Origin of the sequence: Vibrio zhanjiangensis, assembly GCF_030161235.1 — a bacterium.
In the GTDB taxonomy this organism is placed as follows: domain Bacteria; phylum Pseudomonadota; class Gammaproteobacteria; order Enterobacterales; family Vibrionaceae; genus Vibrio; species Vibrio zhanjiangensis.
On record NZ_BSPW01000029.1, the window covers coordinates 1 to 21,173 of the forward strand.

A 21,173-nucleotide genomic window follows, 5' to 3' on the forward strand; every position below is an offset into this window, starting at 1 on the left:
AGTTAACGTAATGACAAAGTCGCTTGGTAATTAAGGTACGACAGAATCGCTTGGTGATCACACTATTGTTCAGATTTTCTGAACCTATGTTCAATCAAATTAAATCTATTTGTTTACCAAACTCCGTTAGACTTTATCGCCATTTATGAGACATTGTTTTTCTATGACCACATTAAAAAACCAACTTGTATTCTGGCTTGCGTTGGTTGCATGCCTGACTCCCTACGTGAGTTCACCAACCGCACTTGTGATCGGCTTTTTGATTGCAACACTTGGTTTAGTGCCGCATCAGTTTAATCTTGCCAAAGTGACTAAGAAGTTATTGGCTTACTCGATCGTCGGCTTGGGCTTTGGTATCCATTTTAAAGACGCCTTAACCGTCACCTCCAATGGAATAGGCTTAATTATCGCTACCATAGTGGGCACTTTGATTATCGGCTGGTGGGTTGCAAAAGCTTTTGGGCTTGACAAAAAAACCAGCTATTTAATTTGCTCTGGCACGGCAATTTGCGGAGGTAGTGCTATCGCAGCTGTCGCTCCCGCAATAAAGGCCAATGACGAACAAATCGGCCTATCTTTAGCCACCGTATTTGTACTCAATTCATTAGCTTTATTCATTTTTCCTGTTATTGGACACAGCCTTGAGCTGAGTCAGAATACCTTTGGTACATGGGCAGCGATCGCTATTCACGATACATCCTCTGTGGTCGGTGCAGCATCGGCGTATGGCGAGGAAGCCTTAACCACAGCCACCACGCTCAAACTCGCTCGGGCATTATGGATTATCCCAGTCGCGTTTTTTAGCGCGTTTCTATTTCGCAGCGACTCGAAGAAAATCACTATTCCTTACTTCATCCTATTTTACTGTTTAGCGATTGCCATTAGTGACCTATTACCTCAGTTTGAGGTTGTGTATCTTTCTTTATTTGACTTAGCCAAACGTACTTTGGTCGTTTGCCTGTTTTTAATTGGCTGTGGTATTTCAATGGAAAAACTTAAATCAGCAGGTCCTAAACCTCTCATCTTTGGCGTCACATTATGGATAGGTATCTCATGTAGCTCTCTTGCTTGGCTTATGCTGACTTAGTGTTCAAACACTTGTTCTTCATTTGGCTGATTGCGTCTCTTTGCTTTTGCAAGCAAGAGTAGAGAGACCAATATGAGAAACGCCGATAGCTCAGCTAATGCTTTTACAATCCCTTCACTTTGAGTTGCCACAATAATTTGCAGTAGGGTGACGAGTACTATGATGGTTTTCACTGTCATCTCTATATATCCATATTTACGCGACATAGAGATCATTATGAATTAGAGTTATAAGGTTCGAAAAGACACTTTTGGACTATGAAAGATCCATTTCAACTAAGTTTTACTTTGAAAACATCTGCTAACCACCGATCATCTGTGACTTGAGCGTTATAAGGGAGCAGCTGATGATCGATGCTGCCGAACCCAATGATTTACCGCGGAGCGAGAGACTTTTATCGCCTGACGAGACAGATGCTCTGGCATCTCATAATAGGCGATAGGCCACTTAAATTTAACCAGTTCCCCGCTTAAACTCTTCTCTATTTCTTCGATATCTAGGCTAAAGCCACTTTTAATTACAGCGACAGGTCTATGGCCAAACTCTTTGTCTTCAACAGGCACAACAATGGCCTGAATGATGTTTGGCACTTGATGTAACACAGCTTCAATCTCCTCACAGTGAATATTTTCACCGCCGGATATAAATAAGTTATCCACTCGGCCTATGATGTGTAATTCCCCATTTTTCCACAGGCCCAAATCCTTAGTATCAAACCAAGAATGTTGCTTTAATGGCACTATCTGACCTTGCTCATAGTAGCCAAGCGCCAGTGTTTCCCCTGAGATATGGATGCGTTTATCTTTGAGCATCAGATTGCGTTTGGCTAGCACTTGGCCAACACCTTCACTGCCATCGACCTTTTTCGCCGTTACGGTTGAAGCCGCCTCAGTCATTCCGTAACCTACCCAAGTTTCAATACCTCTCTTTGATGCTTGTTGACTCAGCGAAAGTGGAATATGACTTCCCCCAAGCAACACATGGGAAAGATCTTGCAATACCTTGCTGTCCAAGACTCTTTGAAGCTGAGTAGCAACAAAGGACGCATGGGTAACACCAATAAGGTCATCTTGCCAATCCCCGTTAGCCAGCTTTAGGGCGGCACCTGTCAACAACCAACGATAAATAATGGCCAGCCCAGAAACATGATAAATTGGTAGACTGAGTAACCAAGTATCACGCTGCGTAAATGGTAACGTCTCAAGTAACCCAGACGCTGATGCAAGGTGCTGGCGCGAAGTATGAACAACGGCTTTAGGCCTACCTGTCGAACCTGACGTAAATATTATCGATGCGGGCTTATCTTGATGATAGGCCGCGGTAAAGCCTCGCTCAGACCGTAAATCCAAATCAATATTAGCATACAGACTTAGCGGCCAATTTAGCTGTATGCAACCAATGTTTGCTTGCGCTTTCTCTGGGTAGAGGGTTGCTAACTTGGCCTCTAAATCGACTTGAGTTTGCGGCATAATGAGAGCACAAATAGCACCGAGCTCCATGCAAGCTAAATAGGCTAAGACATTATCTACGCTATTTTGCCCCACGCAAGCCAGCACCTCACCCGCCTTTATACCCTGCGAAGATAAGCCAGCAGCCATGCAATCAACATCATCGGCGAGTTCAACCCATGTGTAGTTTTTTTCTAGAGACTTTAACGCCAAACAAGAGGGCCGTTGCTGCGCCCACTTTTTGAGTGGAGACAAACTGCTCACTGAAGCTGCCACACAAGTTGATGATCGGTTAAGTGAGAGACAGGAAGCTCACAACTGGGCCAATTTCGCTCTAATTGCTCCGCAAACAGCCCGACGGTATCCAATCCTGGAACTTCGTCGGGAAGTTGCCAAAGGGATAATCGAGCGAGCTGAGTTAACCCGATTGTCGACTCTAAACTTGAACTGATAATAGGCTTGATGCCCAATGCTTTTGCGCGTTCTATCAGCGCGATACACGTTTCAATGGACCCAATTAATGTTGGCTTGATGATAATGGCTTTTGCGCCATTCATGTCCTCAAGCTGAAAGTCCTGTTTACGAACGGCCTCTTGCAGCGTTTCATCCCAAGCAATTGCAATCCCCGTTTTAATGGCAAACGAGAAGCTCTCTCCTGGCGTTACACACGGCTCTTCAACAAAGGCAATTCGTTGACGAAGCGAAGGGGCAACTTTATTGGCAAACTGCTCTGCTTTCTCCGCTGTCCAAGCACGATTAGCATCCAATCGCAAAATCAGATCTGGAATCGATTCAAGTAGCATACTGACTATCAAACCATCGCGAATAGGCTCATATATCCCCACTTTTACTTTGGCGACTTTGCGACCCTCCATAGAACTTAACCTAACCAAAAGCGCATCGGGGTCGCCCGAGCAAAGAGGCGCAGCATGATCACACCCAGCGTCAGGTAAAATATGATCCAATTCGAATTGAGCCATCGATAAGCCAAAAGCAACTGAGGGATAAAGAGATGAATAATCAAATGACTTTCCTTTGTACCAAAGAGTCAATTGATTGATTAACTGCGGATATACCTCATCAATGGTTTCGTGGCTAAAACCCGGTAGTGGAGCAACTTCCCCCATACCTATTTGTCCATCACACTCCAAAACAAGCACAAAGCCTTCTCTTTCCGTGAGTCGATGGTCTCTCAGTACCACCCCACTATCCATTGGCAACTGATAGCGATAAAGTTTGGCTGTTCTCATACACCCATATCCCTTGTATTTATTTTTGTACTCGTTAGCGTTTGCTCATTCATGGTCCAACCAAAGACATCGGGAACTGCCTATATCCGATACACATTTATGATATTAAGGATTACGCGGAAACTGGTCAAAGTCAGGTCGACGCTTTTCATTAAATGCGTTGCGTCCTTCTTGCCCTTCTTCTGTCATATAGAACATCATTGTTGCGTTACCTGCCAATTCTTGCAGCCCAGCTTGGCCATCACAGTCCGCATTCAACGCCGCTTTCAAGCAACGAAGTGCCATAGGACTGTGTTGTAGGGTCTCCCTGCACCAACGAACGGTTTCTCTTTCCAACTCATCCAATGGCACAACAGTATTAACAAGGCCCATATTGAGCGCTTCTTCTGCATTATAAAAGCGGCATAAAAACCAAATTTCACGGGCTTTTTTCTGACCCACAATTCGAGCCATGTACGCGGCCCCCCATCCACCATCAAATGAGCCTACTTTAGGGCCTGTCTGACCAAATTGTGCATTGTCGGCAGCTATCGTCAAATCACACATCATGTGCAATACGTGTCCTCCACCGACCGCCCACCCAGCCACTGACGCTATGATTGGTTTAGGGCAAGTCCGAATCTGGCGTTGAAAGTCCAAAACGTTCAAATGATGAGTGCCTGAGTCATCTTTATAACCCCCATAATCACCACGTATTTTCTGATCGCCTCCAGAGCAAAATGCCTTTTCGCCCAGTCCAGTGAGAATAACCACACCGACTCTCTCATCGTAACGAGCATCAGCCAGAGCTTTGATCATTTCATTCACGGTTTGAGGACGGAAAGCATTATGTACCTGAGGCCGCGCAATCGTAATTTTGGCAATACCATCTTCGGATTTGTGGTACTGGATATCTTCAAATTCCTCACCACAATCATTCCAATGCACTGGGGCATATAACTCTTGTTCTGAAAGACCGACTGTTTTTGACATCATGATTCCTGTTAGTTAATTAGCGTCTAACCATAGAGCACTAACATTAGATTTAACAATATTAGTAAAGGCCTGCGGATCATCAATATGAGCATTGTGACCAGCCTGATGGATGAAGCTGTAAGGCAAACCGCTATATTCATTTAGCTGTTTGAATTTATTATCTTTCTCACCACATATGCAGTGGATGGGGATGTTTGAGTTTTTGAGTAAATCCAATAAATAATCTTGCTTTGCGAGCGTTGTTGCCATCAATGTAGACGCAACGGATGTGCCCACATTTTTTAAACGTTTATTGATCAGTGCATTGCGCTGCATTTGACTCAGTGATTGGAAAACGGGCTGCTGATACCAATCATCCAGTACAGTCTCTAAGGCTTCGTTGGTAAAACGCGCCGCCCAAGCGTAATCCTGACTAAAACGCTGCCGTTTTTGCTCATCACTTTTTAGACCAAAATGACCAGATTCACAGATTAATAGCTTGATATTAAAAGCATTAAAATGATTTCTTGCCAACCCATTCATGAATATCCGGGCCCCCAATGAGTACCCCAATAAAACAATAGGCGCTTGACTGGGAATGTGATGACGCAATACATGAGAAATTTGATCGCAACACATTTTGAAATCATCACAATGCAGGTGTTGACTTAAGCCGTGTCCCGGCAAATCAATACAGAGTAATGGGTAGTCAGTAAGAAGCTCTGTACAGCCAGACCAGTCCTCACTGCTTCCCAATAGACCATGTAAACACACAATCACAGGGAGTTTAGAGGTATTCATTTTGTGATAGAAATAACTAGCAAGCATCAATATGTCGTACCACGTCATGTAACTGGGATGAGGCCTGATCTGAAGGCGTTATCAACTCTAGTACCAGCGCCCCTTGACCCGATCTAAGATGCTGAGTCACTGCAAAATTATATTCGGCCAATGTTGTCGGTTTTTGGTAGCTAAGACCAAATTGGCGAGCCGCACATTCAAACTGATACCCATGTGGCATTTGATAAAGTTGACGTTTATGTGCTTTATCAATTGGAAGCAAATCAAAAATTGCTCCGCCATCATTGTTGATAATGACAATAACAATCGGTGCTTTTACCTGCGTTAACAAAGCCAAAGAGTTAAGATCATATAAAGCTGACGTGTCGCCAATAAAAAGGATGCTCGGCTTATTGTTCGAGCGCACAATGCCAGCGGATGTCGCGATTAATCCATCAATACCAGACGCACCCCTGTTACTATAAACGGATGTGTTTGGCAGCACACCAAACATATCAACTAAGCGAACAAATAAGCTATTGCCCAATATTATCTGTATGTCAGGTGGCAGATTTTCTAATGTCGTTGCCAGACCTATTTCCGTTACACTTTCATTCTCTATCGCGTAACTCTGCGCAAGCATACGTACTTTTTTGCTATATATTTCCAGCTCTTTTGCCCAGATATCCACTGGCTGACCATGCTGACAATTGGATAAATAAACATCAACCCATGGGCAGATCTCTGATACGTGGTGAACTTGCATTAAATGATTGGGATTATTGCGCTCAGATTGGGGCGATATATAGTGATATTGCGCCCTGCGTTCTTCAACCTGTTGCTTGATCCAGAGTGTTAGCCGTTTTGAAACAAAGCGAGATCCAAACTGAACAATGACTTCTGTCTGACTAAGGATCGTTCTCGCCACAGCGTTCTGTAACCAAATATCATAATGTGCCAATGCACTAGATGTACCGGATTGAGGATCGCATAAACATGGCCAGCCCATGATTTCAGCAAGCTTCTTTGCGGATTTTGCCTCTGCAATACCCACATCACCGATTAATACCACGCCTCGACGGGGAAACAACGAGGGATCTTGGTCAATAAACATTGAGCTGACTATAGATTTGCGACTGTATGCTTGCTCTGAGCACCACCACGCATCAACCTTATCCAGATACGACTGATAAACACTTTTTTCAGCGGGTTCATACAAAGGCTCGGGAAACGGACAGTTTATATGAACGACTCCCCCTTCCAGGTTTTGCCTATGCATTGCGTGATCGATAGACGTCAGAAGCCAACTGAGTGGCACTGAACTCGAGGGAGTTGGAAGAGCTATGTGTTCTCTAACATGAGCCGAAAATACATTGGTTTGAACAATCGCTTGATTTGCACCACAACTAATGAGTTCCACAGGTCTATCCGCCGTTATCACAACCAATTTCTCACCTGTAATATTGGCCTCAACAATCGCTGGCAAGAGATTAGCTACCGCAGTTCCGGATGTGACGATAATGGCAACGGGTTTGTCACTTACCTTAGACAAACCATGAGCCAAAAATGCTAAGCCACGCTCATCAAAGTGAGTATGCAATGTCAATTTTGGATTATCACAGGCTTCTATCGCGAGAGGCGTTGACCTAGAACCTGGCGCAATGCATACCTGTTCAACGCCAAGCCGAGCGAGTTCTTCAAGTAACACTTGGCTCCAGATTCGATTGAGCGCCGCTTGATTGTTACTCTTCATCTAGGACGCAACCTCCAACTCAGCCGAGGTATCAAGTAAAGACAGTAAGGTTGACATCTTTTTATCAAGCTCGTCCCACTCATTGCTCGCAACCGATCCAGCAACAATGCCTGCCCCAGAAAATAGTTCGATTCCATTTTTTTTCACTACAGCACTTCGAATCGTGACACAAAACTCTGCATGCCGATGTCCAATGAAACCCAATGCACCAGCATACCATCCTCGTTTAAACGATTCATGTCGCTGAATAAATGCCATTGACTCTTTACGCGGTAGACCGGCAACTGCGGCAGTCGGTTTCAATGCATGCAATATATCAACAGCACTGGTATCGTGTTTGAGATACGCGCTGACATTACGTTTTAGATGCTGAACTTTTCTCAGCTTGAGTAAATGGGGCTCCTTATCTAACTCAATGTGAACTGTATAGGGAGTAAGACGCTCAACAATATCATCAACAACAAGACTATTCTCATTGATGTTTTTGCCGTCCAAACAGAGCCAGTTTGCTAGCGCCATATCCTTGCTGGAGCTCTCGCCCCGACCAACCGTTCCAGCTAATGCCTCTGTACAAAGATGACGCTCATTTTTTACGTACAAGCGTTCAGGACTGGAACCAATAAAACTGCATGAATCGTCCATAGCAAACAAAAAGTGAAAGCTATTGCCATTAGCCACACAACTTGACTTAAGTAATTGAGCTGCGGTAACACTGCCAGTAAATTGAAGAACCGTTTTTCGTGCTAGAACGACTTTTTTAAAATCGTGCCGATCGATTCCACTGAGTACGTTATTCACCAATTGGGACCACTCAGCTTTATCTGGATAGTGGTTGAGACCTGTTATACGTGAAGAAAGTGACTGAATGGGAACCGCGTCTACGATAAGTGCTTGCAATCGATTGATAATATCTTGTCTATTTTGATTCAAGTTAACAGCAACAGACCAATTTTGTCCCTCTCGGATTAGCTCTATAAGCGGCAGAATAAAAAAGTGAGGCTGTAAGGCTATACATTCAGCGTCAAAAGGGCTTCCTCCCCATACGCGTTGTTCCTTATCTAGGGAATCAATATCAATCGAATCAGAAAAGGTGCTTATTTGGCCTAATGCCACAACTTCTTCATTGGCATTGCGAGATTGCCAGTAAAATTTGGGAAACAGCGACTGGGCGTCCATCCAGTCTAGACAGCCAGCGACAGGGGTAGTTTGAAAATGATAAACCAGCCGCTTTTGGTCGTATCTTGCTGTTTTTACACGCTGAATCAGGTGTGTTATTGCTTGATGAAACAAAGACAAACCCACCTCGTTACACCTCAAAAATATAATTCATTTTACCTCGTCGATTTATACATTACCCTTACCTAGATCAATGTTGTAGCCCACGATATACCAAATCCTTTAAATAAAGCCTTACCTCACAAAACCCCCATCAAGCTAGTTTTTTATTCTAAAAAATTCGTTTTTGGTGTAGTTTAATAAAGAAATCAAAACAGTTTTAGGTTGTATATAATGCAAAATATCGAGATGTCTTCAAAACTCGATAATGTCTGCTATGACATTAGGGGTCCTATACTCAAACATGCTAAGCGCATGGAGGAAGAGGGGCATAAAATACTTAAGCTCAATATCGGAAACCCAGCGCCCTTTGGGTTTGATGCCCCTGATGAAATTTTGGTTGATGTTATTCGCAATTTGCCAACATCACAGGGATATTGTGATTCGAAAGGGATCTACTCGGCACGCAAAGCCGTGGTGCAATACTATCAGCGCAAGGGAATTCGCTCTCTAGACGTCGAAGATGTCTATATTGGTAATGGCGTCTCTGAACTGATAGTCATGGCAATGCAAGCTTTATTGAATAATGGCGATGAAATGTTGGTGCCGTCACCTGATTACCCACTTTGGACTGCATCTGTCGCGCTTTCCGGTGGTAACGCTGTCCATTATCGATGCGACGAGCAGTCAGATTGGTACCCAGATTTGGAGGATATCCGTCAAAAAATCACCCCAAAAACACGTGGTATCGTACTGATTAATCCAAATAACCCGACCGGCGCTGTCTATAGCCGTGACTTTTTATTGGAAGTCATAGAAATTGCGCGCCAACACAAACTGATCATCTTTGCAGATGAAATATACGACAAAGTTCTTTACGACGGTGCCACCCATACCTCAGTAGCAACTCTAACGGATGACTTGCTGGTTGTCACATTCAATGGATTGTCCAAAGCCTACCGAGTCTGTGGTTTTCGAAGTGGATGGATGTTTATTACCGGTCCCAAGCATCTTGCTCAAGGCTACATCAACGGACTGGATATGCTCGCCTCTATGCGATTATGTGCAAATGTTCCAATGCAGCATGCAATACAAACCGCACTTGGTGGCTATCAAAGTATCAATGAATTGATTCTTCCTGGAGGACGATTGCTAGAACAACGCGACCGTGCCTTTGAGCTCATCAATCAAATTCCGGGCGTATCATGTGTCAAGCCCAAAGGTGCAATGTATCTCTTTCCCAAGATTGATACCAAGATGTATAACATCAAAGATGACCAAAAAATGGTGCTCGATTTCCTTATCCAAGAAAAAGTCTTATTGGTACAAGGGTCTGGTTTCAACTGGCCTGAGCCTGATCACTTTCGCATAGTGACTTTGCCTCATGTCGACGATCTGGAAATAGCGATAGGACGCTTTGAACGCTTCTTATCAGGCTATAGCCAGTAGTTTTAGACCTGAAAATACGCGAAGAAAAGAGTACTGGAACAGTACTCTTCAAACAGCATATCAATAAACTGGCCTACATTTATATTGTAGAAACATTCATTAGGGGATAGTTGTGGAACAAAGTACTTTTATGGCATGGGTCACCCGCATGCCCTTAATTAAACGCTGGGCCTTGATGCATTGTTTCCAAGAAGAAAATGTGTCCGAACACTCTCACCAAGTTTCTGTGATTGCCCATCTTCTCACTGTAATCAAAAACAAGCGTTACAATGGCCAACTCAATCCTGAAAAAGCCGCTGTCGTTGCCATTTACCACGAAATTTCTGAAACAAAATTGCAGGATATCAACTCAAAGACCAAATATCACAGCCCTGAATTTACTGCTGCGTTTAAGAAACTGGAAGATATTGCTGAACAAGAATGTTTAGAAACATTACCTATCGATTTACGTGATGAGTTTTCAAACTTATTGGTACAAAAAAATGTCGATGCTGACTATAAAGCCATCGTTAAAGCCGCCGATATTCTAGCGGCGTACATTAAGACCCTAAATGAGCTTAGGTTTAACAATAATGAGTTTTTGCATGTTAAAGAAGGTCTCGAGCCACGTATTCAACAGCTGATCTTAACCATGCCTGAGGTCAAAGACTTTATGGAGATATTTTGTGACAGCTGCACAACCACATTCGATAAAATCTCCGGATAGCGATACGAGGTGAATACCGTTATAGACCTTTTGTATCGAAGCTAAAACCCAACAATATGAACCTCTCAATTTCATGGGAATAATCGCTTTTTGCCAGCCCAGACTGAAATTTGAGTTTAACGTTTTTCGAGATATTTTTAACCATACCGAGATGATGGGAATGGTACTGCTTCTCAGTGAGTGATTTGGAAAGTGCTGCCGCCGCTGTGGGAAGCTGATCTGATATCGCGCTAAAATCGTTCTGCGCTTCACTTTCGCCATAGGTATAATACAAAGTTAAGCTTTTTTCTGGCCTCACTGCGACCATTGCTCTTAACCTGTACCCATCAAAAACCGTGTACTGCTCTTCTACGTAGTCTACCTGTGAGTATTTAAACGAAAATATAACAGGCCTTATTGGAATGGTCACCACCGCATCATAGTAGTATGACTTTTTATCTTCGAGGACTACGGTGTTAGGAAGCCCAACTAGATTATTTTGAATACCCGTGAGGGATTGACCAGACAAATCAACTCTGGTTTCTGCAAACGCAAATTTTGTCGTGAAATAGTCCCACTTGCTTCGTACTTCCAAGCCATAGGGTATCACCATATTCAATAAATTTGTGCCAAATTCATTGTTGTCCGTTCTTCCGGAAACAAAGCGGACATGATGTTTATCCCAATCGTGGCGCCACTGAAAACCCTCATATGACGTGACATCTAAAGGATTCACCTCTCTCGGCAAAGACAACCACGGATAACTCATTGCGTTGTAGACATTTTCGTTGAAAATATGTAGCCGACCTAGCGCAAACCAGCCAAACGAATCCGTTTGCTTGGCTACATAAAGCTCTGAAACACCAATTTCATTTTCATACAGACGTGATAACATACTGGTATGAAAGTAAACGTCTTTCCACGACTCATCTAAGGTAAATTTTACGTACGAGTCCCCAATATCTTCGCCTTTTATATAAGTCTCATCCACAGGCGCAAAAAATAAATTTCCGCTGAATGTCGCTTCTAGAGCATAAATCGTCTGACCATATAACACACACAAAATTAGCAAACATATTCTTAACATAGATACCCTAAGAGTTATCTCATTTAGAAAACTGGCTGATAGCTTGAGATAAGCTAGAAGACAAATCCGCTAATTCGACAGACAGGTCACCGACTTTACCTACCGTATCTAACGTTGTCCCTATCGCACCTCGAGAATTCACCGTATTGGATTTCACTTTTTCAGTTGCTCGTGTTTGCTCTTCGGTCGCGGACTTAATTGATGCGCTCTGAGCTTGAATATCTTTCACCTGCTGAGAAATTAGCTGGAGAGATTCGCCTGCTTTAGAAACCATCTCCGCATTCGATAGTGCTCTATCTTTAGACGTTTCGAGTACACTATTGGCACTTTGCACTGATTCGATCAAATTGCTTAATAGCGAATTGATTTGCTCGGTTGACTTCACAGTTCGTGAGGCCAGTTCCCGCACTTCTTCGGCAACAACTGCAAACCCTCGCCCTTGTTCACCTGCCCGAGCTGCCTCGATAGCCGCATTCAATGCGAGTAAGTTGGTTTGGTCAGCAATATCATTGATAACACTTAAAATACTGGTCACGTTCTCAGTGTCTGCAGCCAAGTTCTGGATAACAGAGAAGGTGTTTTGTAAATCTTCTTGCAATTGCTCCGACTGAGTAACAGAGCGATTCATCTTTTCTTCACAAGAACTAAGCTCTTGCTCCGCTTCAACAATAAGATCCGACGTTTCGGTTGTGGAAGCAGCAACGTGCTCAACACTTAGTGCCAAAGCTGACATTTCCTCTACCAGTTCAGTCGAGAGATTATTCAAATCTTCCATGGCTTGGCTGGAACTTGACGTGCTCACTTTAAGCTTGTCCGAAATATTGAGCATTGGGTTACACACCGCAACTACGGCTGCGACCGACTTTTCAAGATTGGCAATAAAAGCATTGAAGTTACGGGCTAACTGACCGGTTTCGTCATTGCTTTTAGGCTGCAATCGATAAGTTAGATCACCTCGACCTTGGCTCAACTTAGCCAGATTTTCCGAGATGTTTAAAATAGAAAATGACACATTTCTTGCAATCAACTGCGCGATAATAATCACAAGCAGGACCGAGATTGAAGATATGGCTAATATGATTTTTAATTGGTTCTCAAGCGCTTCATTACTTTCTATCGCAAGCTGGTTAAGTTTGCTTCGCTCTTGCTCAACGGCCACATTAATCGCAGCAACCAGTTTTTCATAAATTGCGCTTTTCTGGTTTGCTGCCTGAGTAAGTGCTTCAAACCCCCCTTCAAAGTCGCCGCCAAGCATCGCTTGGGACACCAAACCTGACAAACGGACGTATTCTGCAAACTCATCAAGCATTTGTTGATCAACCGTGTCAGAGTTAGAGAATAATAGCGTCAGCTTTTGTAACAAAGCATCCGCACTTACTCGAGCATCTTTCAAAATAGCTTCATCGCCAAAGGTAACACTTTGTGTGAAAAGATCTTCAACGCCTTTAATCGCAAAACTTGAAAGCTCAGCAGCAATGGTATTGGAAAATTGCTGGCCAGTAAGTTTGTCAAGAAAGACTGTGTTAGATGAAATCGAACTAATGTTAAGAAATCCGATGGACAGGAAAGCGCACAGCGCAATGGCAGTAATCGAATGAATTTTCATTCGTATCGAAAGATACATTGACTTCATAGTGACTCCAAACACCAACTGAGAGACTTAACGGAGACGTCAGCTAAGCCTCTCGATATTGAAAATACACCAACAACTTCGACGTTAGTTATCTACTTAAAACTCACCAATAACTTTGACGCTATCCGTCACACTGCCTTTATCGATGTAGCCAATCAAGTCGGGATTATTTGAAATTAGCTGGATAACCTCACTGTCGCTATCGACTTCTTTAGGAGGCGTACCCTTTCCCGTAAAGATAAGCTTAGACCAATATGCTTTATATTGTGAGCTCGATTTACCAACAACATTTTGATTGAACTCACCAGCGATGGCACTGGATGATGAATGCGCGATTGGAATAACTGGTTTACCGTCAGGTAACTTCTTGTCCAGATTCAAGTAAATACGCGAGATTTGCTCTTTGTCTAACGTTGCAGTGCTTGATTTGTTAACAATCACGGCAACTGCTGACAACGCTTGGGCCGAAAAAAGCAACGACACTATTAAAGTAAGTACTGTTTTCATGTGACCCCCTTAAAATATTATGCTGACGCCAGTTCTAAAAAACTGAGTATCTTGATCGATGTAGTCATCATCGGTAAAGCCATACTCAAACTTCAGCGCTGCATTTGGGTGGAAATCATAACGAAGCCCCACAATATGGGTTTTATCGTCACTTGTAACCGCATCAGCCACACTTTTCGCTGTTGCGTATCTAGGATCACTGGTCGTTAACAGCTTCTCTATACCGTTGGTCTTATCAGAGCTAGAAAAGGAGTAGTGAAGCGTGAAATCACTGTATCGGTAGCCGACAGTCGCAAGGAAACGATCATCTTCTGACACAGCAATAATATCTTTATCAAACCTTAACTCCGCATACTCAACTCCAAGATAGTAGCTTCCGGGGTCATAGTAAGCCGCAACGCCCGCGATATATCCAGGCATATCCTTGACCACAAATGCACCGTCAAGACCAGCAAGAGCGTTTTGAACAGTTTCTAAAGTGTCGCTGGTTAGTGAGATTTCAAATACTGAGTAAATAAACTTAGTTTTAAAATCACCATAGCCCAAATCAAAAACGGTGATGGCATCGTAATTGCCTGCCAAATCTCCCGCAGTTAACGTTAGCTCTCTGGTACCCATGCCAGCATACGCAGCATAGTCAAAAGAGCCGATACTATCTGCATAATAAAAGGCTATACCATCATAGGAAGTGACGTTACTGGCGTACATCTCGATTGGTGGTGTAATCCAGCTGTAAGCATAACTGACATCGAGATACTCAGAGTAGTAGTAAAATGGCGCTCTAAGACGACCAAACTTCACGTCAAATTTGTCATTAAATTCATATTTGACAAAAGCCCATTCAAATTCTGGGTCAAAGTTGTTGATGCCTCGTCCCACAATCTGGACTGTTGCACTCAGGCCATCCGAAAGGTCTGAGGAGCCCTGCAAACCAAGCAACGACATGCGGTCTACTCTAAGCTGGTCAGTGACTTTATCGTATGACGTACCACCATCAAATGTTTTACCGCCAGCTATGGTTGCGTACCCTCTCCAGTCAATCTCTGCGTTAACGGAAACTGGGCAAAGAATGCACACACTGCTTAGCGCTAAGGTTAATTTATTCATTTTTCCTAGCTTTCTCATTTTTCCATCCTTTGTTTTATCGATATGTGAAATAACTTAATGATTAACATTGAGTAAACACATCAATCATTTCCAACATAGTAGAGAAAAACGCCATGTGCTAATTTAAATGCTTAAATTTATTACTGATGTTTTCGACATTTTGCCTTTAGGCACTCGGACAAGTTGCCCTCTTTCATTTGCAAGACTTGGCTTCAACGTGTTGTGCTGACTTTTCTGTGAATAAATCGGTGATATCTACTATCATTTCTAGAGTAAGCAGTAAGTTAGGCTAATGGGCGTAAACTATGTGGAAACAACTTCTTTGTTTGTTGGTCGTTATTTATCCAGCAACAGTAATGACCAAAACAAATGAATTGATGACAATAGCGATGGGCGAAGTTTACAAAGATCGAGAAAGAGCCATAGAACATGGCATCGATCTAGAAGGCGATCTCAGGGCAATATACTCAAATGCGGGAATTGATAGCCAGTTCATTTTTTTGCCTCCCGAGAGAGCCATACGGTCGGTAATTGATGGGGAATATGATGCGCTCGATATGCGACTTGCAACCCTCAAAACTGAAGACCAACTCCTTAGGGTTAACGTCCCTTTGGCAAGCATTAATTATTATTTCTATGCCTCTAATGGAAAATTTTATAACCGTTTAGAGGATTTAAAAGACGAAATTGTTGTGGCTTTCCATGGCAGTCGACACACAAACAAGATAAAGCATTATAAGCGTATATATTTTGTCCATGATTTAGAGCAAGCCGCTCTAATGCTCACCAAAAATCGAGCAACCGTCTGGTTTTCATCAGAACCTAAGTATCGGGAGGCAAAAAAACGCTTCCCTCAGATCAAGATTGCTAGCCCAATTATTTATCAAAGTAGCTTGTATCACTATATTCACTTTTCAAAAGCTCATTTGTTCGACAAGATTGAAGCCTCTGCAAAGGCTTATGTTAATGATAAAAAAAAGAAAGACTTATGATAGTGGCGTCTAGTTTGTTTCTTATTACTGCATAGCTCTACCATGAAAGAATTAGGGTAGCGGCTTCTAAATCGGACAGAGTAAGAAATTCCATGATCCGTTCTATAGTTAGTAGGAAAGTATCAAAAGCGAGGTTGTTATGACTCATTGGCTGAAATTTATTCTTTTGCTGGTTTCCATCAGTCCATTATCAGCACTTGCAGAAGAAGAGCCTATCAAAGTAGCAATAGGCAATATTTACAAAGATCAAGATCAGACTGCGAAATATGGTATACAAGTAGAGGATGACCTGCAAGCTATCTACTCCGGAGCCGGTCTCAAAGCAGAATTTACCTATCTCCCCAATGAAAGGGCAATTCAATCTGTTATTAGTGGTCAATACGACGCGCTTGATATGAGAGTGGAGACGCTTGAAAAAGAGAAGCAACTTTTAAAAATCGATGTGCCTTTGGTTAGCTTTGATATATACCTCTACTCCATCGATGGTGCGCGATACAACAGCCTAGATGACTTGAAAGATCAAACTGTCGTTTCGTTTCACGGCACTCGATATACAAAATTATTGAAACATTACAAACACCTCTACCTAGTCCACAATGCCAAACAAGCGGCATTGATGCTAACTCAGGGAAGAGTCTCTGTTTGGCTTGCTCCAGAGGTGTCTTATCTGTTTTTAAAACAGCAATTTCCAGATATAAAAGTGGCGAGCCCAAGGATCGCAAGAGGTGAACTATACCATTACCTTCATGTTTCGAAAGCACATTTGCTTGATAAGCTTGAATCCTCAGCAAAAAATTATATACAGTCCAAACAGACACAAAATCAGTGAAGTACGCTAATACTGAGTCAAAAGACATCGCCCCAGAGCCTTGTTTTTGACTCACTCAATTTCATTGTTTTCAGTCCATTATTCAATCCATGCAGCCTTATTTGGGACGGTTTTTATTTGGCATTTTGCAAGCCCTCTATTTGCTGTCTATGTTTATTGGTAATGCGTTCCTACGGGTATTTGGTCGCAGCTTACTCAATGTTCATGTCGTTTCATTAACTTCTGGTATCCAATGAGAGCCCGTCAGAAGATAGCCTTTGAAACACAATCTTGTTCTGGCACTTTTCCAAGGGGGTAATATGGATTCCGTCGATCCGCTCTTGCTAGGATTTCTTCCCAAAGATGTACGAAATATGTTTTTCCCTTATGCCAGTGTTCAACTGGGTTCACTATTAATCAACCTAATCTTAGGGTTTGGCCTTGCCTCTCTTATTGGTTATCACTTTAGGCGCTATGCATCTGCGTTTTGTAATCGACAAGATTTTTCTCGCCTCTTCCCCTTACTGATGTTGACCGTCATCCTTATCATCACGGTCGTGAAAGCCTCTTTAGCTCTCGCCCTTGGTCTTGTCGGTGCACTTTCTATAGTACGATTTAGAACACCAATTAAAGAACCCGAAGAGTTAGTTTATCTTTTTTTGAATATCGGAGTAGCCGTCGCTTTAGGTGCAGGCCAAACACTGGCTGCTGTCATCGCATGTATCATCACTTTATTTCTCGTCACAATTGCCAAACGTCATCAGTCTAAAATGTCGGAGGAGCAAGGCCTATTCCTATCACTTCAATACAATGCAGATCAGGCACAAAATGTTCCAATAACACAGCTGAAAGAGCTGCTGTCAAGTAAGGGAAACGGGCTAGACCTCAGAAGATTTGATAGCCAAGAAAATATGTTCAGTGCCACTTTTTTCATTACGGCCTATCAATCTCAGCACCTTGATGACATGCTTTCTCAACTCAGACAGCAATTTCCAGGTATACAGGTTTCGATGCTTGAGCAGCATAATATCTCTGGAGTCTAGCAATGAAACTGACACATGAGCGAACCTCCTTAAAAGCAAAAGAATGGTTTGCCATAGCGATAGGGTTGTTATTGGTATGCGCACTGATCATTCCGTCCTTAGATAGTATTAAAGTTTTCTTGTTACAACGCGGATATACCGCTTTATCACAAGACCCTAAAGAAAAATTGGTCCAGTTCGTTACAGATATGACTAAGGCTCCCATCAATCTTGTCACGGCTAACCACCACCTTCCTACAGTGCGTGTCGACATTACTTACCCAAACTGGTCACTGTTAGTAAAGGATAGAGAAACCGCGTTTGATCAAGGGTTTATTCCTAGTAAACGTTCAGAAGTCAAAGCTAGAATTTATTCAGATAATAAAGTTCTCGATGCGAAAGTTCGTCTCCAAGGTGACCTACTCGACCATGTCAATGGCGTAAACCGTTGGTCTCTCAAGTTTACTATTGCCAATAAGCAAGCGCTTTTTTCTTCTCGCCGTTTTGCTTTAATTAGCCCACATGTACGCATTAGTCACGGACCAATACTTTTTGCTGAAACGATGAAGTTCGCTGGCTTTGATATTATTTCGCCGCGTTATACTCCCGTAAATGTTATCGTCAATGGCGAGGAGTGGGGAGTTATGTTTCATGAGCAAGGCTTTGGTCAGGACCTCCTTGCGATAAACAAACGCACCGAAGGGCTGATTGTTCGACTCGATTTAGAAGAGCAAAAGGAGACCCAAGGTAAAATACATCGAATATTTAAGCCAAGAGTATTGCAGCGCAATACCATTCTTAATAATCAAGCACTCAACTTTCAGCGCCAAATTGCTCTATCTCTGATTGGTGATTTTATCAATGGCAAACTCAGTGCAGACCAAGTGTTTGATAGTAAACGATTGGGACAATACTTAGCCGTCATCGATACTTGGGGAGCATGGCACGCTCTAGCTTGGAACAATTGGCGCTGGTATTACAATCCTCACACTGCAAAACTTGAACCGATACAAAGTGATGTGAACGTTTCACCTGCTAAGCATTCTCTAGTGATGAAATCTCCCAGCCAATTTTTCTTGCTCAGCAAGCAAATGCTGGCGGATAAAGAAGTCAGAAAACACTACCATGATGCGCTGACAAAACTCGACGCTTCAATGGCTAGTGATAGCCTCCAACAATATCTGCAACAAGTACAAACTCCCATTTTAAAGGCCCTTCATAGTGGTTTACCTCTTACCACACCATTTAACCCCGATAACTTGCAAGCTCAAATGCGTTGTCTAAAGTCAGATTATCAGGATAAGTCATGCAGTAACATTGACAACGTTAGAGCAGAACTACACCAGCAAATGGACTCTATGGAGTCGCTACCGTTATGGGATTTAGAGAGCCACTATGTAAGCAACCCCAACAATCAGCTCATTATTAACAATCCTGAAAACCAGCCACTTCGTATTCTCGGCTTGACCGGATGGACAGACTTCAATGAGCGCTCAAGCCTTGAGGAAGCTAACTATTCGTTCCCGTTGGAAATCGCGTCAGGAGAGCACTTTGTCGTTGAACTGCCAGCGCATATAAAAACCGTTCAACTGCGTGCATCGACCTTGGGCCAGTCCATGGGCAATTATCAATTTAGACGTAACATTGACCCAATGAGCTTTCTACCAAGGCCCTCACAAAATGACAACATCGCCCATTACGCCTTTATTAAAAAAGAGCAAAACGCTTGGCGAATTCCAGCAGGAAATTGGGTGATTAATGACTACTTGGTAACACCTGAAAACTGGACTTTATACCTAGAGAAAGGCGTCAACATTCAGTTTGGTAAAGATGCTGGTATCATGGTGTTCGGACAACTAGAGGTTGAAGGTACCCAAGATAAACCTGTCAAATTATCGCGGCGAGGTCAAATTCCTAATTGGTCTGGCCTTAGCCTGTTTAACACCAATTCTGAAACACGCTCAACAATTCGAAATTTACACATATCTTATGCTGGCAGGCCTGACTTAGGATTATGGCAACCTAGAGGCGCAACTTACCTTGTTGGAGGACAATTGTCCATCGACGGTTTGTTTATCAGTGACAATGTATCGGAAGACGCGCTCAATATAGTCAACAGTAATGTAGACATTGCCCATCTATCCATTAAAGAAGCATTATCTGACGCATTTGACTGTGATTATTGTACAGGCAAACTTTATGACAGTGAGTTTGCCAACATAGGTAAACGTTCGGGAGGAGATGGGCTCGATGTCAGTGGCTCTGATTTGGACGTAACCAGTATTCACTTCTCTGATATTCGGGATAAAGCCGTTTCTGTCGGTGAGGAAAGCCAAATGCGACTAAAAGACATCAAATTCGATAGAGTAAACTTCGGTCTTGTCGCTAAAGATGCATCAGCAGTCGAGGCTGAGTCAATCACCGCTAAAGAAGTGAATCATTACGCACTAATGACTTACACCAAAAAGCCTTTATTTGGTTCCGCAACTCTCAAAGCCTCCGAGTTTCATTGCTCTGGATGTGAGACAAAGATTGTCTCTGAGATGGGCAGTGACCTGCATGTCAATGGCGTTGCCATAACAAGCCAAGCACTTGATGTTGGCAAACTCTATAACACTGTCATGAAGTCGGATAAGCCTTTATGAGCAGACGATTTGAAATCAAAGTACCTATCCCTCTCAATCGCCTACAAATGGTTGAGAATTGGCTTATGCTTCATCCACAACAGTTCAAGACACATCACCCAGACAGGTATGTCAACAGCTTGTACTTGGATAGCCCTGACTTCAGGCGCTTTGAAGAAAACTTGAGCGGTATTAGTCAAAGAAGAAAAACACGAATTCGCTGGTATGGCGATCTAGCTAACCCAAAAGAGAGCATGCTGGAGTTTAAATATCGTCGTGGTGGCAAAGGTTCCAAATGTGTTTACCCTTTAGATGTTGATTGGTCTCAGCACAGCTCTTGGCAAAACTTGTTAGATAGTTGTCGTCGACAACTGCCTTTAGATGCTCAAGTATGCTGGGAATGTGAAAACATTCCAGTATTGATTTCACGCTATCGGCGGCGATACCTAATCTCAACCTGCGGCAATATTCGCGCAACGTTCGATGATGAGATGCAGTGTTATGACCAAAGATATTCCAATAAAATGAACATCCAGAAAGGGAGATCTCTAGGTGACTATGTCTTGCTGGAGATAAAAACCAACGCCGAGCACGAAAGTGCCCTGTCTCAATTGATAGCAACTTGCCCATTACGCCCATCTCGACACTCAAAATATGTCAATGGTATTCGGCAAATCATATGGTACTAGATTAAATTTTGTTATTCACAGGT

The 21,173-nt window shown here is 42.9% G+C and carries 19 protein-coding genes; 8 read left to right on the forward strand and 11 right to left on the reverse strand.

Going from position 1 to position 21,173, the window contains the following annotated elements; translation table 11 throughout:
• The first annotated feature begins 163 nt into the window (after positions 1-163).
• Positions 164-1,087, forward strand: coding sequence for a YeiH family protein (locus QQK21_RS08780; RefSeq protein ID WP_284191820.1), 924 nt, complete (start codon positions 164-166; stop codon positions 1,085-1,087).
• Here the strand turns inward: QQK21_RS08780 and QQK21_RS08785 are convergent.
• From QQK21_RS08785 to QQK21_RS08815, 7 genes are all read right to left on the reverse strand, one after another.
• A complete protein-coding gene (locus QQK21_RS08785; protein ID WP_284191821.1) occupies positions 1,084-1,293 on the reverse strand; it encodes a hypothetical protein in 210 nt (69 codons plus the stop codon). The genes QQK21_RS08780 and QQK21_RS08785 overlap by 4 nt on opposite strands.
• A gap of 123 nt (positions 1,294-1,416) precedes the next feature.
• Positions 1,417-2,799 (reverse strand): o-succinylbenzoate--CoA ligase, encoded by a 1,383-nt coding sequence (menE, locus tag QQK21_RS08790; protein ID WP_284191822.1) that lies wholly within the window; start codon positions 2,797-2,799, stop codon positions 1,417-1,419.
• Positions 2,796-3,785, reverse strand: coding sequence for an o-succinylbenzoate synthase (menC, locus tag QQK21_RS08795; protein ID WP_284191823.1), 990 nt, complete (start codon positions 3,783-3,785; stop codon positions 2,796-2,798). The genes menE and menC overlap by 4 nt, the downstream gene beginning before the upstream one ends.
• Before the next feature lie 105 nt (positions 3,786-3,890).
• A complete protein-coding gene (gene menB / locus QQK21_RS08800) occupies positions 3,891-4,757 on the reverse strand; it encodes a 1,4-dihydroxy-2-naphthoyl-CoA synthase (RefSeq protein ID WP_284191872.1) in 867 nt (288 codons plus the stop codon).
• Positions 4,758-4,772: 15 nt separating this feature from the next.
• Positions 4,773-5,567 carry a 2-succinyl-6-hydroxy-2,4-cyclohexadiene-1-carboxylate synthase gene (gene menH / locus QQK21_RS08805; protein ID WP_284191824.1) on the reverse strand — a complete coding sequence of 265 codons (795 nt, stop codon included), beginning with the start codon at positions 5,565-5,567 and terminating at the stop codon, positions 4,773-4,775.
• Positions 5,557-7,272 (reverse strand): 2-succinyl-5-enolpyruvyl-6-hydroxy-3-cyclohexene-1-carboxylic-acid synthase, encoded by a 1,716-nt coding sequence (gene menD, locus QQK21_RS08810; RefSeq protein WP_284191825.1) that lies wholly within the window; start codon positions 7,270-7,272, stop codon positions 5,557-5,559. Before menD ends, menH begins: the two co-directional genes overlap by 11 nt.
• Entirely contained in the window at positions 7,273-8,568 is a 1,296-nt protein-coding gene (locus tag QQK21_RS08815; RefSeq protein WP_284191873.1) for an isochorismate synthase, read from the reverse strand.
• A 213-nt stretch (positions 8,569-8,781) separates the two neighbouring features.
• On the opposite strand from QQK21_RS08815, the gene QQK21_RS08820 reads away from it, so the two are divergent.
• Together QQK21_RS08820 and yfbR are read left to right on the forward strand one after the other, a co-directional pair.
• Positions 8,782-9,996: a pyridoxal phosphate-dependent aminotransferase gene (locus tag QQK21_RS08820; protein WP_284191826.1), complete on the forward strand. Its 1,215-nt coding sequence runs from the start codon at positions 8,782-8,784 to the stop codon at positions 9,994-9,996.
• A 112-nt stretch (positions 9,997-10,108) separates the two neighbouring features.
• Complete coding sequence (gene yfbR / locus QQK21_RS08825; RefSeq protein ID WP_284191827.1) at positions 10,109-10,702, forward strand: 5'-deoxynucleotidase; 594 nt, start codon at positions 10,109-10,111, stop codon at positions 10,700-10,702.
• A 19-nt stretch (positions 10,703-10,721) separates the two neighbouring features.
• Here yfbR and QQK21_RS08830 read toward each other — a convergent pair whose 3' ends face one another.
• The 4 genes from QQK21_RS08830 to QQK21_RS08845 all read right to left on the reverse strand — a co-directional run bounded on the left by QQK21_RS08830 (position 10,722) and on the right by QQK21_RS08845 (position 15,033).
• The gene (locus QQK21_RS08830) at positions 10,722-11,768 is read right to left on the reverse strand and encodes a hypothetical protein (RefSeq protein WP_284191828.1); all 1,047 of its coding nucleotides are present in this window, start codon (positions 11,766-11,768) and stop codon (positions 10,722-10,724) included.
• A gap of 19 nt (positions 11,769-11,787) precedes the next feature.
• Complete coding sequence (locus QQK21_RS08835) at positions 11,788-13,401, reverse strand: methyl-accepting chemotaxis protein (protein ID WP_284191829.1); 1,614 nt, start codon at positions 13,399-13,401, stop codon at positions 11,788-11,790.
• 96 nt (positions 13,402-13,497) lie between these two features.
• Positions 13,498-13,908 carry a type 2 periplasmic-binding domain-containing protein gene (locus QQK21_RS08840; RefSeq protein WP_284191830.1) on the reverse strand — a complete coding sequence of 137 codons (411 nt, stop codon included), beginning with the start codon at positions 13,906-13,908 and terminating at the stop codon, positions 13,498-13,500.
• Positions 13,909-13,917: 9 nt separating this feature from the next.
• Positions 13,918-15,033: a porin family protein gene (locus QQK21_RS08845; protein WP_284191831.1), complete on the reverse strand. Its 1,116-nt coding sequence runs from the start codon at positions 15,031-15,033 to the stop codon at positions 13,918-13,920.
• A 287-nt stretch (positions 15,034-15,320) separates the two neighbouring features.
• On the opposite strand from QQK21_RS08845, the gene QQK21_RS08850 reads away from it, so the two are divergent.
• The 5 genes from QQK21_RS08850 to QQK21_RS08870 all read left to right on the forward strand — a co-directional run bounded on the left by QQK21_RS08850 (position 15,321) and on the right by QQK21_RS08870 (position 21,150).
• Positions 15,321-16,007: a transporter substrate-binding domain-containing protein gene (locus QQK21_RS08850; RefSeq protein WP_284191832.1), complete on the forward strand. Its 687-nt coding sequence runs from the start codon at positions 15,321-15,323 to the stop codon at positions 16,005-16,007.
• Between the two features lie 139 nt (positions 16,008-16,146).
• Positions 16,147-16,836 (forward strand): substrate-binding periplasmic protein, encoded by a 690-nt coding sequence (locus QQK21_RS08855; protein ID WP_284191833.1) that lies wholly within the window; start codon positions 16,147-16,149, stop codon positions 16,834-16,836.
• A gap of 299 nt (positions 16,837-17,135) precedes the next feature.
• Complete coding sequence (locus QQK21_RS08860) at positions 17,136-17,858, forward strand: DUF4956 domain-containing protein (protein ID WP_284191834.1); 723 nt, start codon at positions 17,136-17,138, stop codon at positions 17,856-17,858.
• A gap of 2 nt (positions 17,859-17,860) precedes the next feature.
• A complete protein-coding gene (locus tag QQK21_RS08865; RefSeq protein WP_284191835.1) occupies positions 17,861-20,482 on the forward strand; it encodes a CotH kinase family protein in 2,622 nt (873 codons plus the stop codon).
• Positions 20,479-21,150, forward strand: a complete 672-nt coding sequence (locus QQK21_RS08870) for a polyphosphate polymerase domain-containing protein (protein WP_284191836.1) — start codon at positions 20,479-20,481, stop codon at positions 21,148-21,150. Before QQK21_RS08865 ends, QQK21_RS08870 begins: the two co-directional genes overlap by 4 nt.
• The last annotated feature ends 23 nt before the right edge of the window (positions 21,151-21,173 follow it).

Coding starts and splice junctions, on each gene's coding strand:
- QQK21_RS08780 (WP_284191820.1), top strand. CDS start 164: ATGACCACATTAAAAAACCAACTTGTATTCTGGCTTGCGTTGGTTGCA.
- QQK21_RS08785 (WP_284191821.1), bottom strand. CDS start 1,293: ATGTCGCGTAAATATGGATATATAGAGATGACAGTGAAAACCATCATA.
- menC (WP_284191823.1), bottom strand. CDS start 3,785: ATGAGAACAGCCAAACTTTATCGCTATCAGTTGCCAATGGATAGTGGG.
- menB (WP_284191872.1), bottom strand. CDS start 4,757: ATGTCAAAAACAGTCGGTCTTTCAGAACAAGAGTTATATGCCCCAGTG.
- menH (WP_284191824.1), bottom strand. CDS start 5,567: ATGCTTGCTAGTTATTTCTATCACAAAATGAATACCTCTAAACTCCCT.
- menD (WP_284191825.1), bottom strand. CDS start 7,272: ATGAAGAGTAACAATCAAGCGGCGCTCAATCGAATCTGGAGCCAAGTG.
- QQK21_RS08820 (WP_284191826.1), top strand. CDS start 8,782: ATGCAAAATATCGAGATGTCTTCAAAACTCGATAATGTCTGCTATGAC.
- QQK21_RS08830 (WP_284191828.1), bottom strand. CDS start 11,768: ATGTTAAGAATATGTTTGCTAATTTTGTGTGTGTTATATGGTCAGACG.
- QQK21_RS08835 (WP_284191829.1), bottom strand. CDS start 13,401: ATGAAGTCAATGTATCTTTCGATACGAATGAAAATTCATTCGATTACT.
- QQK21_RS08840 (WP_284191830.1), bottom strand. CDS start 13,908: ATGAAAACAGTACTTACTTTAATAGTGTCGTTGCTTTTTTCGGCCCAA.
- QQK21_RS08845 (WP_284191831.1), bottom strand. CDS start 15,033: ATGAGAAAGCTAGGAAAAATGAATAAATTAACCTTAGCGCTAAGCAGT.
- QQK21_RS08850 (WP_284191832.1), top strand. CDS start 15,321: ATGTGGAAACAACTTCTTTGTTTGTTGGTCGTTATTTATCCAGCAACA.
- QQK21_RS08855 (WP_284191833.1), top strand. CDS start 16,147: ATGACTCATTGGCTGAAATTTATTCTTTTGCTGGTTTCCATCAGTCCA.
- QQK21_RS08860 (WP_284191834.1), top strand. CDS start 17,136: ATGGATTCCGTCGATCCGCTCTTGCTAGGATTTCTTCCCAAAGATGTA.
- QQK21_RS08865 (WP_284191835.1), top strand. CDS start 17,861: ATGAAACTGACACATGAGCGAACCTCCTTAAAAGCAAAAGAATGGTTT.
- QQK21_RS08870 (WP_284191836.1), top strand. CDS start 20,479: ATGAGCAGACGATTTGAAATCAAAGTACCTATCCCTCTCAATCGCCTA.